Annotated in this window: 17 protein-coding genes, 1 other RNA gene and 1 other annotated feature; of the genes, 15 read left to right on the plus strand and 3 right to left on the minus strand. The window is 38.7% G+C overall.

Annotation, left to right across the window (positions count from 1 at the left end; all coding sequences use genetic code 11):
* The first annotated feature begins 3 nt into the window (after positions 1-3).
* From AC6UD8_RS06580 to mprF, 11 genes are all read left to right on the plus strand, one after another.
* Positions 4-429, plus strand: a complete 426-nt coding sequence (locus AC6UD8_RS06580; protein ID WP_500699876.1) for a Mini-ribonuclease 3 — start codon at positions 4-6, stop codon at positions 427-429.
* On the plus strand, positions 419-1,171 hold the full coding sequence (gene rlmB, locus AC6UD8_RS06585) for a 23S rRNA (guanosine(2251)-2'-O)-methyltransferase RlmB (protein WP_500699875.1): 753 nt from the start codon (positions 419-421) through the stop codon (positions 1,169-1,171). The genes AC6UD8_RS06580 and rlmB overlap by 11 nt, the downstream gene beginning before the upstream one ends.
* A gap of 192 nt (positions 1,172-1,363) precedes the next feature.
* Positions 1,364-1,945, plus strand: a complete 582-nt coding sequence (locus tag AC6UD8_RS06590; protein ID WP_500699874.1) for a sigma-70 family RNA polymerase sigma factor — start codon at positions 1,364-1,366, stop codon at positions 1,943-1,945.
* A 48-nt stretch (positions 1,946-1,993) separates the two neighbouring features.
* The gene (rpmG, locus tag AC6UD8_RS06595; protein ID WP_500694478.1) at positions 1,994-2,143 is read left to right on the plus strand and encodes a 50S ribosomal protein L33; all 150 of its coding nucleotides are present in this window, start codon (positions 1,994-1,996) and stop codon (positions 2,141-2,143) included.
* 14 nt (positions 2,144-2,157) lie between these two features.
* On the plus strand, positions 2,158-2,337 hold the full coding sequence (secE, locus tag AC6UD8_RS06600) for a preprotein translocase subunit SecE (protein WP_500694477.1): 180 nt from the start codon (positions 2,158-2,160) through the stop codon (positions 2,335-2,337).
* 102 nt (positions 2,338-2,439) lie between these two features.
* Positions 2,440-3,000, plus strand: a complete 561-nt coding sequence (gene nusG, locus AC6UD8_RS06605) for a transcription termination/antitermination protein NusG (protein ID WP_500699873.1) — start codon at positions 2,440-2,442, stop codon at positions 2,998-3,000.
* A gap of 124 nt (positions 3,001-3,124) precedes the next feature.
* Positions 3,125-3,550, plus strand: a complete 426-nt coding sequence (gene rplK, locus AC6UD8_RS06610; protein ID WP_010021774.1) for a 50S ribosomal protein L11 — start codon at positions 3,125-3,127, stop codon at positions 3,548-3,550.
* 91 nt (positions 3,551-3,641) lie between these two features.
* Positions 3,642-4,334 (plus strand): 50S ribosomal protein L1, encoded by a 693-nt coding sequence (rplA, locus tag AC6UD8_RS06615; protein ID WP_500696148.1) that lies wholly within the window; start codon positions 3,642-3,644, stop codon positions 4,332-4,334.
* Positions 4,335-4,390: 56 nt separating this feature from the next.
* Positions 4,391-4,507 (plus strand) — a sequence feature (ribosomal protein L10 leader region).
* A 26-nt stretch (positions 4,508-4,533) separates the two neighbouring features.
* On the plus strand, positions 4,534-5,052 hold the full coding sequence (gene rplJ, locus AC6UD8_RS06620) for a 50S ribosomal protein L10 (protein ID WP_500699872.1): 519 nt from the start codon (positions 4,534-4,536) through the stop codon (positions 5,050-5,052).
* A gap of 38 nt (positions 5,053-5,090) precedes the next feature.
* Positions 5,091-5,456 carry a 50S ribosomal protein L7/L12 gene (gene rplL / locus AC6UD8_RS06625; protein ID WP_500694473.1) on the plus strand — a complete coding sequence of 122 codons (366 nt, stop codon included), beginning with the start codon at positions 5,091-5,093 and terminating at the stop codon, positions 5,454-5,456.
* Between the two features lie 124 nt (positions 5,457-5,580).
* Positions 5,581-8,166, plus strand: coding sequence for a bifunctional lysylphosphatidylglycerol flippase/synthetase MprF (gene mprF, locus AC6UD8_RS06630; RefSeq protein ID WP_500699871.1), 2,586 nt, complete (start codon positions 5,581-5,583; stop codon positions 8,164-8,166).
* Positions 8,167-8,213: 47 nt separating this feature from the next.
* Here the strand turns inward: mprF and nrdF are convergent, their stop codons facing one another.
* The 3 genes from nrdF to nrdH all read right to left on the minus strand — a co-directional run bounded on the left by nrdF (position 8,214) and on the right by nrdH (position 11,714).
* Entirely contained in the window at positions 8,214-9,221 is a 1,008-nt protein-coding gene (gene nrdF, locus AC6UD8_RS06635; RefSeq protein ID WP_500699870.1) for a class 1b ribonucleoside-diphosphate reductase subunit beta, read from the minus strand.
* A gap of 17 nt (positions 9,222-9,238) precedes the next feature.
* Positions 9,239-11,404: a class 1b ribonucleoside-diphosphate reductase subunit alpha gene (nrdE, locus tag AC6UD8_RS06640; RefSeq protein WP_500699869.1), complete on the minus strand. Its 2,166-nt coding sequence runs from the start codon at positions 11,402-11,404 to the stop codon at positions 9,239-9,241.
* 79 nt (positions 11,405-11,483) lie between these two features.
* Complete coding sequence (gene nrdH / locus AC6UD8_RS06645) at positions 11,484-11,714, minus strand: glutaredoxin-like protein NrdH (protein WP_500699868.1); 231 nt, start codon at positions 11,712-11,714, stop codon at positions 11,484-11,486.
* Positions 11,715-11,873: 159 nt separating this feature from the next.
* Here nrdH and AC6UD8_RS06650 point away from each other — a divergent pair, with 159 nt between their 5' ends.
* The 4 genes from AC6UD8_RS06650 to dnaX all read left to right on the plus strand — a co-directional run bounded on the left by AC6UD8_RS06650 (position 11,874) and on the right by dnaX (position 15,023).
* The gene (locus AC6UD8_RS06650; RefSeq protein ID WP_500699867.1) at positions 11,874-12,488 is read left to right on the plus strand and encodes a class I SAM-dependent methyltransferase; all 615 of its coding nucleotides are present in this window, start codon (positions 11,874-11,876) and stop codon (positions 12,486-12,488) included.
* On the plus strand, positions 12,481-12,936 hold the full coding sequence (locus AC6UD8_RS06655) for a nucleoside deaminase (protein ID WP_500699866.1): 456 nt from the start codon (positions 12,481-12,483) through the stop codon (positions 12,934-12,936). Before AC6UD8_RS06650 ends, AC6UD8_RS06655 begins: the two co-directional genes overlap by 8 nt.
* Before the next feature lie 56 nt (positions 12,937-12,992).
* Positions 12,993-13,079, plus strand: an RNA gene (gene ffs / locus AC6UD8_RS06660) — signal recognition particle sRNA small type.
* A 132-nt stretch (positions 13,080-13,211) separates the two neighbouring features.
* Positions 13,212-15,023 carry a DNA polymerase III subunit gamma/tau gene (dnaX, locus tag AC6UD8_RS06665; RefSeq protein WP_500699865.1) on the plus strand — a complete coding sequence of 604 codons (1,812 nt, stop codon included), beginning with the start codon at positions 13,212-13,214 and terminating at the stop codon, positions 15,021-15,023.
* Positions 15,024-15,036: the final 13 nt, after the last annotated feature.

The raw sequence follows: 15,036 nt of genomic DNA on the forward strand, positions 1-15,036 counted from the left end.
TTAATGAGTGAAGCGGACGATAATATTCAATATCGACAGTTAAATGGTATTGTACTAGCTTATTTAGGTGATGCGGTTTATGAGGTATACGTGAGACGGCATTTGATTGACGAGGGCATCGCTAGGCCAAATCAATTGCAGCATTTTGCTACTAAATATGTGTCAGCCAAGGCTCAGGCCGGATTGATCGCTTTGATGAGTCAGGATGCAATCTTAAGTGATGAAGAAGAGTACTTTTTTAAACGGGGACGTAACGCCAAGAGCTATACTCACGCCAAGAATACGAGTGTTGTTACCTATCGGATTTCCACTGGCTTTGAAGCCCTCTTTGGTTTCCTTTCCCTTAGTGGCCAAGATAAAAGACTCGATGAACTGGCGCAGTGGTGCATTGATCAAGTTGATTCTGGGAGGGTTGAGTATGAGAGATAATGAAGATTTTATTATTGGGAGACACCCGGCAGTCTCAGCACTGCGCAATGAAAATCAAGAAATTAACAAGGTGTTTTTACAAAATGGAGTCAGTCAAGAAGATGGCACCATTAAGGCGGTTATTCGTTTGGCCAAGGGTCGTCATTTAGTAATTTCTAAGGTGCCAAAGCAAAAGTTAGACTTGATGTCAGACCACCAGAATCATCAGGGAGTCATGTTATCAATTGCATCCTTTAATTATGCATCGATTGATGATTTATTTAAAAATGCTGAATCAAAGGGTGAACCACCATACTTCATTGTTCTGGATAACATTGCCGATCCTCATAATTTGGGGTCAATTATTAGAACCGCAGATGCTGCCGGCGTTCATGGGGTGATCATTCCCAAGCGTCGTGCTGTTGGATTAACATCAACGGTAGCGAAAACCTCTGCGGGGGCAATTGAACGTGTTCCGGTCGCCAGAGTAACTAACTTGGTCAACACCGTTAAAGAATTAAAAGAACGTGGGTTGTGGGTCTTTGGTACTGATATGAAAGGAACTGATTATCGGCGCTGGGATGCTAAAAGTCCGAGTGCTCTTATCGTTGGCAGTGAAGGCAAGGGGATTTCGCCTTTACTTAAAAAACAGGTTGATGAAACACTTACCATTCCAATGGTGGGGGATATTCAGAGCTTGAATGCGTCGGTTGCTGCCGGATTAGTTATGTATCAAGGTTTTAACTCGCGCCATCCTTTATAATGAAATGACTGAACTAAAGAACAATGCCAGCACATTGTTCTTTTTTATTGGGCCGTTTAATATCGTAAATTCGATATTAAAAATTGGTTAGCAGATAATATCACATATCGAACGTTTGTTCGCTTGTTTGAGCTCAACTCGTTTCGATACGATACTAAGTGTTAATTAATTGATTAAGAGGAGGGCCAATTGATGAATAAAGAAGAGAAACGGGCTAAAGAATTAGAAATGGTTGAGGATGCAAAAAAGAACGACGTCGGTTTCATCAAATTGTTTAAAAAATATGCGCCAATTTATCTAAAGTTGTGGAACGATTTCTACTTATCAGGTATGGAACTCTCAGATTGGAAACAGGAAGCGGCCATTGTGCTTAGTCGAACAATTATTAGGTATGATGCCAGTCGTAAGGTTACCTTTGGCAGTTACTATAAAGTTAACTTAAAAAACCGCTTATATGATATTTTAAGAAAAAAGCGAGCTCAAAAGCGCGTGCCCGATTCTAAAAAAGCTTCTCTTAGTGCGTATTTTCAATTTTATTCTGATACCATTGCCGATATTCATGCTGCCAGTCCAGAACGAGTTCTTTCAATGTATGAGAACTTACAAGGCTTGATGAAAAGGAGTTCGGTAGTTGAGAGAATGGTGATTATTCGTTCACTTGAGAATTATTCGTTTGAAAAGATGGCTCAGGTTTCTGATGTGAATGTGATGAAATTGAAAAATGCGATCGCACGTTGTCGGCAGAAGTACTATAGATTTAATAAAATTGACTAACGTTGAAATTGATGATACGATTAGTTAGTTATTAAGGAGGTGCAGCTTATGGCACAGAAAAAGGTAGCATTAGCTTGTTCTGTATGTGGTTCAAGAAACTACACCATTTCCAGCAATCCGAATCGCGTCAAACGATTGGAAGTAAAGAAATTTTGTAAGCATTGTGGAAAATATACGTTGCACCGAGAAACTCGTTAAGAGGGGAATTTTACATGAAACGATTATGGAACTTTTTTAAGAGCGTTATTGCAGAGATGAAGGTGGTTGTTTGGCCGAACGCTAAGCAAACGAGAACAGATACTTCAATCGTTATCTGGACTACCATCTTTTTTGCAATCTTTCTTGGTGTAATTGATTGGGCAATTCAAACCATTTTGAAGTTACTAGCCTAAACTAGATTAGTGTGATAATTTCTGTTATAGTTAGTTTGATGATAAGAACTTCGTTTACGCGAGGTTTTTTTATTTTGCTTTAAGTTAAAGGAGATAATCATTGTGGTAGAGACTGCAGAAAAGCAATGGTATGTATTACATACATACTCTGGCTATGAAAACAAAGTTAAAATGAATCTTGAATCTAGAAAAGAATCCATGGGAATGGAAGACTATATTTTTGACATCGTTGTTCCAGAAACTGAAGAACACGAAGTTAAAAACGGTAAAGAAAAAGTGGTTATGAACAAGACTTTTCCAGGATACGTATTGGTTCAAATGGTAATGACCGATAGAGCCTGGTATGTCGTTCGAAATACCCCTGGAGTGACCGGATTTATTGGTTCTCACGGTCAAGGTTCAAAGCCCAACCCATTGTTGCCCGAAGAGGTTGAAAACGTTATGTCAACAATTGGGGTAAAGAAGCGAGTTAAGCCATTGGATAGCCGCGTTGGTGATACGGTCACCATCGTTGAAGGGGCCTTTAAGGGACTTTCTGGTAAGATCACTGAGATTGACAACACTAAGGGTAAACTCAAGGTTAATATTGACATGTTTGGTAGAGAGACTAGTACTGAACTGGAATTTAACCAAGTTAAGCCCCTAGAAGCCGATTCTGAGTAAAATATTCATTGTCACGTTTCAATAAACGTGGTATATTTAACTAGTATGCGTATTGCATAAATTAACGTGGGAGAAGAAATTTTGATCTTCATTTACCACACACGGACTTAAGGAGGTATGTCTCGTGGCTAAAAAAGTAGCTAATGTAGTTAAACTACAAATACCTGCGGGTAAAGCAACACCCGCTCCTCCAGTTGGACCTGCTTTAGGTCAAGCTGGAATTAATATTATGGGATTCACTAAGGAATTTAATGCACGTACTGCTGATCAAGCAGGAATGCTGATTCCAGTTGTGATTACTGTTTACGAAGATCGTTCATTTGACTTTGTAACCAAGACCCCTCCAGCTGCTGTCCTATTAAAGAAAGCCGCTGGTGTTGAACACGGTTCCGGTGAACCTAACACTAACAAGGTCGCAAAAGTTACCAAAGACCAAGTTAAGCAAATTGCCGAAACTAAAATGCAAGATCTAAACGCAGCTGATGTAGAAGCAGCTATGCGCATGGTTGAAGGTACGGCACGTAGTATGGGATTCACTGTTGAAGGTTAATTTCACTATGCCCGGACAGCACAATGTCGAAAGATAATGTGCTAGTGGGAGGAAATTCCGTTATAACCACAATTGCAAGGAGGAAGACACAATGGCTCGTAAGAGAGGTAAGAAGTACGAAGATGCTTCAAAGCAAATTGACAAGAGTAAAAAATACGCTGCTCAAGATGCTGTAGAATTAGTTCAAAAATTAGATTCAGTAAACTTTGATGACACTATCAGAGTTGTTTATAAATTAAACGTTGATACTAAACAAGCTGATCAACAATTACGTGGTGCCGTGGTTTTACCTAATGGTACTGGTAAAGATCAAACAGTTGTAGTATTTGCAAAGGGTGAAAAGGCTCAAGATGCTAAGAACGCAGGTGCCGATTTTGTCGGTGATGACGACTTAGCTCAAAAAATTCAAGACGGATGGCTCGACTTTGATGTCGCAATTGCTACTCCTGACATGATGGCTCAAGTTGGTCGTTTAGGTCGTGTTCTTGGACCTAAGGGATTAATGCCAAACCCTAAGACTGGAACTGTTACCATGGATGTTTCAAAAGCAGTTTCTGATGCTAAGGCCGGTAAGGTTACTTACAGAACTGATCGTGATGGAAATGTCGCAGTTTCAATCGGTAAAGATTCATTTGACGCAGACAAGTTGGCCGAAAACCTTAACACCATCAACGATGTGATTGTTAAGAATCGTCCAGCATCTGTTCGTGGAACTTACATTAGTAACATTTCAGTTTCATCAACAATGGGACCTGGTGTTTCAGTTGATCCTGAATCATTTTAGTTACTAACTAATTAAATAATCCCTAATTGACTAATTTTTATCATTATGATAGATTATTAGTTGAATATGATTCGCCTAAGACTCAGGTGGTTTTTGACCTTAATGATGCCTGCCGAGGAGTAATACACTCTTTCTCTATGTTTTGGCGAACATAGGGATTTTTTATTAAGTCCCAAAATACATTGGGAGGTGAAATAATATGCCAAAAAAAGAAGTTATTGATACTAAAGCCAAAAAGGTTGATGAAGTTGCTGACCAATTTCAAAAAGCTGTATCAGCAATTGTTGTTGATTACCGAGGTTTAAGTGTTGCTCAAGATACTGATTTACGTAAACAATTGCGTGATAATGATGTCTCAATGAGTGTTATTAAAAATAAAATTTTAGAGCGTGCTGCTGATAAAGCAGACGTTAAGGATTTGAAAGATACTTTTGTTGGACCTACTGCTATTGCATTTTCTGATGAAGACCCAGTTGCTCCAGCCAAGATTTTGAAGAACTTCGCTGATGATAATCCTGAACTTGAAATCAAGGGTGGAATTATCGAAGGGAAGATCGCTTCACTTGATGAAATCAATGAATTTGCTGTTCTACCAAGCCGTGAAGAATTGCTTTCAACGCTTGCTAACATCTTGAAAGATCCTATCCGTAAGGTTGCTTATGCTGTTAATGCCGTTGTTGATAAAGATGACAATGGTGACGATAGTGATGCAGCTTAATAAAAATAGATTAAATGTCCTAATAGGAGGAAATTAAAATGGCTTTTGATAAAGATAATATTATTGCTCAATTAAAAGAAGCTTCAATCACTGATTTAAACGACTTGGTTAAGTCAATCGAAGATGAATTTGATGTTTCTGCTGCTGCTCCAGTTGCAGCTGCCGGTGCTGCTGGTGGTGAAGGTGCTGCTAAGGATTCATACGACGTTGAACTTACTGAAGCAGGTCAAGAAAAGATTAAGGTTATCAAGGCAGTTAGAGATATCACTGGTCTTGGTTTGAAAGACGCTAAGGACTTAGTTGATGGCGCTCCTAAAGCTATTAAAGAAGGCGCTTCAGAATCAGATGCTAACGACATCAAGGACAAGCTTGAAGCCGTTGGTGCTACTGTAACTCTTAAGTAGGCGATGACTAAAAAGAACGTGCTTTTGCACGTTCTTTTTTTTGCCTTAATATTGTTTAAATAAAGTTGTTTTATGTCATAAAAATTGAGAGAATGAAGTTAGCCGATTTTTTGGGGGTTAACAATTGAAAAAAGCATTTAATAAAGTTATGGATTTCTATAACAAATATTCTGCTTGGATTAAGGGGATTTTTGTCACCCTGGTCCTTGTGTTTGTTGTTTACGAGGCGACCCACGTGCTTTCTGAGATTAATGGAAAGGAAATGCGAGCGAGCCTTGCATCACAGTCACCAACGACGTTAATTATTTTAACGATCTTAGGATTTGTGGCTGTGTTACCAATGTTAATATATGATTTTACCATTACGGAGTTTCTTCCTGGCAAGTTTAAACCGTCCTACATCGTCAAGAGCGGGTGGATTGTTAACACATTTACCAATATTGCTGGGTTTGGTGGCTTTCTTGGGGCCAGTTTGAGAGCGATGTTTTATAGTAAAAATGCTAGTAAGAAGCAGGTATTATATGCTATTTCTAAGATTGCCTTGTTCTTACTGGCAGGACTTTCCACCTATTGTTTGGTTTCGTTAGTTTTGATTTTTGGATTCGGAATTGGGTCTCAGTACGCAAAGGATTGGATTTGGTTAGTAGGTGGGGGAGTTTATTTTCCAGTGATTTTCCTATTTACTAGATTCAGTAATTCTGATTTTTTTAGTGATTTGACCTTAAAACGGGAGTTTCAACTGATCCTCGGTTCCTGCCTCGAATGGGGGAGCTGTGCCATGTTGTTTTTAATTATTGGATACTTCATGAAGATTAATGTTAATCTTTGGGACGTTTTTCCCATTTTTATTATTGCCAACGTAATTGGGGTTGTCTCAATGTTGCCAGGTGGTCTTGGGTCATTTGATACGATGATGATTGGTAGCCTGAGTTTACTTGGGGTGTCACCGACAATTGCTGCCGTGTGGGTGCTATTGTACCGAATTTTCTACTATTTTCTCCCGTTTTTCGTGGGGGCCTTTCTCTTTTTCCACGAAATGGGAGCACGAATTAACAATTTTCTGGATGATATTCCGAAAACGATTGTTCATAGGTCGGCCCAGCTGATCATTACGATTTTTATGTACTTTTCGGGAATCATGATGATTTTGTATGCGACTATTCCTAATTTGGCTCTTGTTAATCCACTCTATTTATCACTAGCGCCATACACGCTGTTCTTTTTAGGACAGTTGTCGAACGTGATTATTGGAATTTTACTAATTGGATTAGCACGTGGGGTAGGATCAAGAGTCCACAAAGCTTTCTGGCCGACCGTTATCATTTTGTTGTTTGCCATTGCTAACACCCTGTGGAAAGAGGACTTTCCACTAAAACTAACGTTACTGTTAGGATTTATCATTATTTGTTTGTGGTTATCAAGAAAGGGCATGTATCGGCAAAAACTCACGTACTCGTGGGGAAATGCAATTTTTGACGGCATCATTTTTATTGGAACTTTCTTAATGTATTCCATCATCGGAATCTACATGAGTAATCATAACTTGTCTAGTAGACACGCTCCCATCAAAATGATGAATGTGTATCTTTTACCATCTGAACAGGTCTGGTTAACCGGATTTGTGGGCATTATCATTGCCTTTATTATCCTGTTTATGTTGTACAAGTACTTAACGTACGCTCGCATCCCATGGTTGAATCAACCCTTTGATGAAGTTAGAATTCGCAATGTTATTCGCAAATTTGGTGGAAACGAAGTTAGTCACTTAGTCTTCTTGCGTGATAAAAAGGTTTACTTCTATGCTGAAGATAGTGAAGACGAAGTCATTTTCATGTATAAACAGAAGGCGAATAAGTTAATTGTGATGGGTGAACCAATTGGAAATCAGGATAAATTAGATCCAGCGATTGACCAGTTCATGAGTGATGCTGATAAAGCCGATTTCTCCCTGGTATTTTACGAAGTTGGAGAATCACTAACAATGCTACTTCACGAAAAAGGCTTTGACTTTATTAAAGCTGGAGAGGAAGGTCACGTTGATTTAACGGATTTTTCGCTTACCGGTAAGCGACATCGAGGTGAACGGGCGTTAATGCACAAGTTCGATCGGGAAGGCTATCATTTTGAGGTTTTAGATCCACCATTTTCTAAAGAACAGATGGGTGAATTTAAACGAATTTCTGATGAGTGGCTCAATGGACGTGATGAAAAGGGCTTCTCTCTGGGCTTCTTTGATCCATATTACTTAAACCAGGCTCCAATTGCGGTCATTCGCGATAAAAATGATGCGATTGTAGCTTTTGCTAACATCATGCCAACGGGTGATCGAGTGATGACTTCGGTTGACTTAATGCGGTCGGGAAATGATGCTCCGTCTGGAATTATGGATGGAATCTTCATTCATCTCTTCAGGTATTCAAAGGATGAGGGTTACAAGTGGTTTAACTTAGGAATGGCACCCCTAGCTAATGTGGGTGAATCAAAATTTAGTTTTATTAACGAAAAAATTGCTCACTTAATTTATCAGTATGGTGATGCGTTCTATAGCTTTCAAGGATTGCGGTCTTATAAGCAGAAATACGTCGATAACTGGGTGTCTAAGTACTTCGTATACCGTAAGGATAATTCATTGGTATTCACGATGCTACAGCTCTTATCGGTGGTTAGTGAACGTCCCACGATTGAAAATGTTGAAGAAAATATGCCATAAAAAAGAGGTTTCAGAATTAATTCTGAAACCTCTTTTTAGTTGAACAATTATTTTGGGTTCTTTTTATTACCAATATCGTAGTCGGAATCGCTCATTGCTTCAACGTTACCAAGTCGATAACCGTTACCGACTTGGGAGAAGAAGTCATGATTGACCGTAGCAGTGGAGATTCCGTTCATAACGATTGGGTTAACGTCTGCTTCAGTATCAGGGAACATTGGATCTTGTCCTAGATTCATGAGGGCCTTATTGGCGTTATATCTAATGAAAGTTAAAACATCTTCAGACCATCCCACTTGGTCGTAAAGCAAATGGGTGTACTTTTCCTCGTTTTGATAAAGGTCGTACAAGAAGTTATACATCCAATCCTTTAAATCATTTTGTTCATTTTCACCTAATTGGTTGAACTGAACTTGGAATTTATAGCCAATGTATGTTCCGTGTACCGATTCGTCACGAATAATTAATTTAATGATTTCAGCAACGTTTGGAAGCTCGTTATGACCGAGGTACCAGATGGGAGTATAGAATCCAGAGTAAAAAAGAAAAGTTTCAAGGAACACGCTAGAAATTTTCTTTTTTAATGGATGACCATCGTCATGGTATAACGAATAGATCTTTTTCGTTTTGTTTTGGAGGAATTCTTCTGTATCACTCCAATGAAAGATTTCATCAATTTCATCAGGGGTGTTTAAAGTTGAAAAAATGGATGAATAGCTTTTGGCGTGAACGGATTCCATAAATTGAATGTTATTTAAAACCGCAATTTCATGTTGGGTAATAGCATCATTTCTAAGGGCGGCCATTCCGTCTTGAGACTGTAAGGTATCCAGTAAAGTTAAGCCACCAAAAACGTGACCAACAATCCATTTATGATCATCGTCAAGCGAACGCCAATCCTTTAAATCATTTGACAAAGGAATTCTGGTATCAAGCCAGAACTGTTCGGTTAGTTTTTCCCAGGTGGCTTTATCAATCTCGTCGCCAATGGAATTCCAATTAATGGCCTTGTAGTTTCCCTGTAACTTTCCGGTTAAAACTTTATTAATGTCCATAAATTCCCTCCTAAAGATTAAATTACACAGCTTTCACACTCGTTAGCACCAACTTCAGTGTTGTCGTCGGTAAATGTCCGAACATAATAGAGCGATTTAATTCCCTTTTTGTAGGCGTAATTACGAAGGATCGTTAAATCTCTGGTGGACATTTTATTACTTCGACCGTCTTTCCATTCGTATAGCCCTTCAGGAATGGTTGAGCGCATGAAGAGAGTCAAACTCATTCCCTGATCGACGTGTTTTTGAGCGGCGGCGTAAACGTCAATCACCTTTCGCATGTCCGTGTCGTAAGCTGACTCGTAGTAAGGAATGGTGTCATTAGAAAGGTAGGGGGCCGGATAGTAAATTGTCCCGATTTTGGACTCTTGTCTGGCTTCAATTTTTTGAACAATCGGATGCAGACTAGCGGTAGCATCACCGATGTAAGCAGTGGAACCGTTTGGAGCAACTGCCATTCGGTTTTGGTGGTACAAACCATATTCCATGATTGACTTCTTTAAATCTTCCCAATCTTTTTCAGTTGGAATAAAGACACCATCAAACAATGACTTGACTTTTTTGGAAGTTGGCGTCCAACTTTTATTTACGTATTGATCAAAATAAGAACCGTCAGCGTACTTACTCTTGTCGAAGTTATGAAAGACCTTCCCGCGATCCTTTGCCATTTGATTTGAGGCCTTTAAGGTCCAGTAATTTAATAACATGAAATAGGTGCTGGTAAATTCAATGGATTCCTTTGAACCATAATACATATGATTTTTAGCAAAATAAGAGTGAAGACCCATAGCTCCTAAACCAATTGAGTGACTTAATTCATTGCCACGTCTGACTGATGGAACAACGTTAATTGATGAATGATCGGTCACAAAAGTGAGAGCTTTGACCATGGCTTCGACTGATTTACCGAAGTCGGGAGAAGCCATCAAATTGACAACGTTCGTTGACCCTAAATTACAAGAAACATCGGTTCCAAGCTGTTCGTAATTTTGTTCATCATCAACAATTGATGGGGTTTGGACTTGCATAATTTCAGTACATAAGTTACTCATGACGATTTTGCCATCAACTGGATTGTCGCGATTGGCGGTGTCGATATTGATAATGTATGGGTAGCCGGACTCTTGTTGTAACTTACCAATTTCTGTTTCTAGTTCACGGGCCCTGATCTTCTTTTTGCGAATATTCTTGTTGTTGACCATGTTGTCGTATTCTTTAGTAATATCGACGTAAGAAAAGGGAACACCATACTCACGTTCAACGTCGTACGGACTAAATAAGTACATATCTTCATTGTTTTTAGCTAGTTCATAGAATTTATCTGGGACAACTACACCCAGGGAAAGAGTGTTAACCCGAATTTTTTCGTCGGCATTTTCCTTTTTAACCCCTAAGAACTCGATGATGTCGGGATGGAAGACACTTAAATAAACAACCCCAGCACCGTTTCTTTGGCCTAATTGATTAGAATAGGTAAAACTATCCTCTAGTAACTTCATTACTGGAAGAACGCCGCTAGCTGCTCCTTGAATGTGTTTAATGGGGTCGCCGGCCGCTCTAAGGTTAGAAAGGTTGATCCCAACTCCACCACCAATTTTGGATAATTGAAGGGCCGAATTAATGGTACGACCGATGGTATTCATGTTATCGGTGGTTTGAAGTAGAAAACACGAAATCAACTCACCCCGACGTTTCTTTCCAGCATTTAAAAAAGTTGGAGTGGCTGGTTGAAAGCGTTGATGAATTAATTCATCAGCAAGATCCATGGCAAGCTTTTGATCGCCATCAGCAAGAAACAGGGCGTTCATTGCGGTTCTGTCTATGTAGCTTTCTAAGTACATGGAATTGTCATCAGTTTTCATGGCGTATTGAGCATAAAACTTGTATGCAGCCATAAATGATTTGAAGTGAAAATCTTGTTTTTCCAAATACTTGTATAATTTTTCAATGAATGAAAAGGGATATTTATTTACAAAATCCTCTTCAATGTAATTATGCTTAATTAGATAATCAAAACGATCTTTTAAAGAATCAAACTTAACGGTATTTGGATTAACGTTTTCTTTGAAAAAGGCTTTTAAAGCTTCCTGATCTTTTTCCAATTGGATTCTGCCATCGACAGGGATATTAATTTCATTATTTAGTTCGTAATACGTAACATCGTGCAAATCTTTTAAAGACATATTGGATTGCTCTCCCTTAATCGTGTCATACGAAATATCTGAAACGTTGGCTTTGTACTATACTATAAATATGAAAAATTTAACCAACTAGTTTCTTTAATTGGTCAGGTTGAAACCCACTAAATGCTTCAAGTGCTTGACTCTCAACAACTGGAACAGCTTGAAAGCCTTCACCCTTTAGGTAATCGACGTATTCCGGATTTTCGGATGTGTTTTTTTCAACGAAGTCAACGTTGTGTTCGCTAAGGAAACGTTTTGTCATCTTGCATTGGATACAATTGTTCTTGGTAAATACAGTGATTTTTTTCATTTTGTTTCATCTCCTTGATATCTTTCACTTGATGAGTTTACTCTCAAAAAGTGAAATTTTCAACAGAAAAAAACACCATATATAGTGAAATTGATAAGAATTAGACGCTATATATAGTGTTTATGGTTTAAATATTATTTTTTTAGGATGTGATTAATTTTGAACGACTTTTATTATACCGCAAATCCTGATGTTAAACATGAGGAAAAACATTGGAACTTTTCTTTACTTAAAACCACGCTAAGTTTTGTGACAGACAACGGTGTGTTTTCTAAAAATACCGTGGATTATGGTTCGCGGGTTTTGATTAATAATGTCGATGTTAATGAAATGCCTCAGGGAGCAATCTTAGACATGGGATGTGGTTACGGCCCGATTGGTCTGTTTTTGGCCAAGACAAATCCAGAACGGCATTTTACTATGGTAGACGTCAATAATTTAGCGTTAAAACTGGCTAAACAGAATGCGGATCTCAATCAGATTGATAACGTAGATATCTTTGCTTCTGATGGGTACCATAATATTTCCCAAAAGTATGCGGGCATTATAACTAACCCGCCCGTTCGTGCCGGGAAAAAAGTTGTCGATGAAATGATTACGGGTTCTTATGACCACCTGGTTAATGATGGAACGTTGACGGTGGTTTTACAAAAGAAGCAGGGAGCACCCTCGGCTAAAAAATTAATGAATAAGGTTTTTGGTAACGTACAAATCGTTAAACGTGATAAGGGATATTACATTTTAAAGAGTAGAAAGGAAGTCATAAATGAATGAAAATGATGCGTATTTTATGGACCAAGCTTTAAATGAAGCTAACCATGCTTACGTCATTGGTGAAGTACCGATTGGAGCATTAATCGTTAAGGACGGTCAAATTGTTGGGAAGGGACATAATCTGCGTGAACACACGGAGATTGGAACCGAGCATGCTGAAATCGTTGCGATTGAAGAAGCGTGTATCAATTTAAAGAGTTGGCGTTTAAATGATTGTGAGATGTACGTGACGGTTGAGCCTTGTTTAATGTGTGCTGGTGCGATTATTAATACCAGGATTAAAAGATTAGTATATGGAGCAAAAAATGAAAAAGCTGGAGCCGTTAAAAGTCTTTACCACACCCTAAATGATTCAAGACAAAACCATCAGGTTAAAGTGACAAGTGGATTGAAAGCCAGCCAATCTGGTAATATGATGAAGAAATTCTTTAAAGATAAACGCAAATAACGTGAATATTCCTAGACATTTGTGGATTTTTCGGTTATGATAATTAATGCCGTAAGGCCCTGAAGCAAGGGCAGACTTACGAACCGTGTCAGGTCCGGAAGGAAGCAGCACTAAGTATCTTTTGCCTTGTGCTTCTCGTTTTTAGAAATTAAACTCCTAGTCGTTTGACTGGGAGATTTTTTTTGGACAAAATGTTGTTTAAAGTTATTAGCATTTCGTCAATTTTCAAGATATAATAATTAATGGTATCAATTTTCAGTGAAAGGAAGCATTTCATGAGTTATCAAGCACTATATCGGACCTGGCGTCCACAAAGATTTGATGAAATTGTTGGGCAGCCAGTCATTACTAAGACTTTAAAAAACGCATTGATAACTAACCAAATTAGTCATGCGTATTTATTTACGGGTCCGCGTGGAACGGGAAAGACTTCCGCCGCTAAAATTTTGGCCAAGGCAGTTAACTGTCCTAATTTAAAGGATGGAGAACCCTGTAATGAGTGTGAAACGTGCTTAGCAATTAATAAAGGTGCGTTTAATGATGTCATTGAAATTGATGCTGCTTCTAATAATGGGGTCGAAGAGATCAGAAATATTCGCGATAAGGCGAAGTATTCCCCAACGGAAGGTAAATATAAAGTTTATATCATTGATGAAGTGCATATGTTGTCGACGGGGGCCTTTAATGCCTTGCTTAAAACACTAGAAGAGCCGCCGGAGCACGTCATTTTCATATTGGCTACCACTGAACCCCAAAAGATTCCTGCTACCATCATTTCACGAACACAACGTTTTGATTTTAAGCGAATCAAGGCTAGTGATATCCTGCAACGAATGGAATACATCCTTTCAAAAAAGGGCATTGAGTACGATGACAAGGCATTAAAGGTAATCGCTAAAAGTGCTGAGGGTGGGATGCGTGATGCACTTAGTATCCTTGACCAAGCTCTTTCCTACAGTAATGATAAGGTAACATGTGAAAGTGCCTTGTCAGTCACTGGCAGTGTCACCAGGGATCGAATTCAGTCGTACTTTGAGGCTGTTTTTAATTCAGACGTTTCGACGGGTTTAAAAATGGTTCAAGAAATTCTTGATGACGGCAAAGACGCTAATCAGTTTATTGAGGACTTAATTGATTATTGTCAGAATATTTTGTTATATCATCAGGATCCAGAAATGGTCCAAAAGAGCGAACTTGGACTTTTAGGCGACAATTTTAAGACGATTGCTGATAAGGTAGATAGTAATCTAATATATCATTACGTTGAAATTATGAGTGACGTTCAAAGTCAGATGCGTTATTCGTCTCATCCCGATGTTTATTTGGATATTTTAACGGTTAAACTGGCAAATCAAAAAGAAAGTGACCCAGATAACGAATCAAAAAGTGATGATAATAAGGATACGAAAGTTTTAAAAAAGCAACTGTCTGAGCTGCAAAATCAAGTTAGTGAGTTAAAGTCGGAACTGGGAAATGGTTCGCCTTTAAAACAGTTAACTGATGATGATAAGCAACCTAAATCAACTAAATCTAAACCAATCGCTGATTCCCCTCATTATGATTCCACCAAACAGGTCCGAGTTAATTTGACGAAAGTTTACGATATCCTAGAAAGGGCCACTAGAAAAGATCTGACTACCTATCAGGATATCTGGCAGGAATTACTTCAGTCGTTGTCGGTCACGCAACGAGCCGTGATGCATGTCTCAAACCCCGTTGCTGCGAGTGATAAGGGAGTTGTTGTTGCCTTTGATTATGGTTTTTTGTATCAGAAGGCTGGAACCGATGGTGATTTGATGGATGCACTTCAAAAGGGCCTTGATCGTATTTTAGGATTTGTTCCAATGGTTGTGTTTGTACCAAATGATGAATGGCCACAACTTAGAAGTGACTACCTTAAAAATCACCGGTCTCATAATGAAAAGACTAAGTCAACCCCCAAGTCAGAAAAAGCGACTTCTAATACGAACGAAGCTTACGAAAAGCAAGAACAAACTGAAACGACCAAAGATAAAGATAACAATGATTCGGTTAATACTGCCAAGCAGATGTTTGGTGATGATATAATTGATGTTAAAGATGATTAATTAAAAGGAGAAT

The organism is Fructilactobacillus sp. X1R3C1 (assembly GCF_059901545.1).

Coding starts and splice junctions, on each gene's coding strand:
- nrdF (WP_500699870.1), bottom strand. CDS start 9,221: ATGGACATTAATAAAGTTTTAACCGGAAAGTTACAGGGAAACTACAAG.
- rplL (WP_500694473.1), top strand. CDS start 5,091: ATGGCTTTTGATAAAGATAATATTATTGCTCAATTAAAAGAAGCTTCA.
- AC6UD8_RS06655 (WP_500699866.1), top strand. CDS start 12,481: ATGAATGAAAATGATGCGTATTTTATGGACCAAGCTTTAAATGAAGCT.
- nrdE (WP_500699869.1), bottom strand. CDS start 11,404: ATGTCTTTAAAAGATTTGCACGATGTTACGTATTACGAACTAAATAAT.
- AC6UD8_RS06580 (WP_500699876.1), top strand. CDS start 4: ATGAGTGAAGCGGACGATAATATTCAATATCGACAGTTAAATGGTATT.
- rplA (WP_500696148.1), top strand. CDS start 3,642: ATGGCTCGTAAGAGAGGTAAGAAGTACGAAGATGCTTCAAAGCAAATT.
- rplJ (WP_500699872.1), top strand. CDS start 4,534: ATGCCAAAAAAAGAAGTTATTGATACTAAAGCCAAAAAGGTTGATGAA.
- secE (WP_500694477.1), top strand. CDS start 2,158: ATGAAACGATTATGGAACTTTTTTAAGAGCGTTATTGCAGAGATGAAG.
- rlmB (WP_500699875.1), top strand. CDS start 419: ATGAGAGATAATGAAGATTTTATTATTGGGAGACACCCGGCAGTCTCA.
- dnaX (WP_500699865.1), top strand. CDS start 13,212: ATGAGTTATCAAGCACTATATCGGACCTGGCGTCCACAAAGATTTGAT.
- rpmG (WP_500694478.1), top strand. CDS start 1,994: ATGGCACAGAAAAAGGTAGCATTAGCTTGTTCTGTATGTGGTTCAAGA.
- AC6UD8_RS06590 (WP_500699874.1), top strand. CDS start 1,364: ATGAATAAAGAAGAGAAACGGGCTAAAGAATTAGAAATGGTTGAGGAT.
- nrdH (WP_500699868.1), bottom strand. CDS start 11,714: ATGAAAAAAATCACTGTATTTACCAAGAACAATTGTATCCAATGCAAG.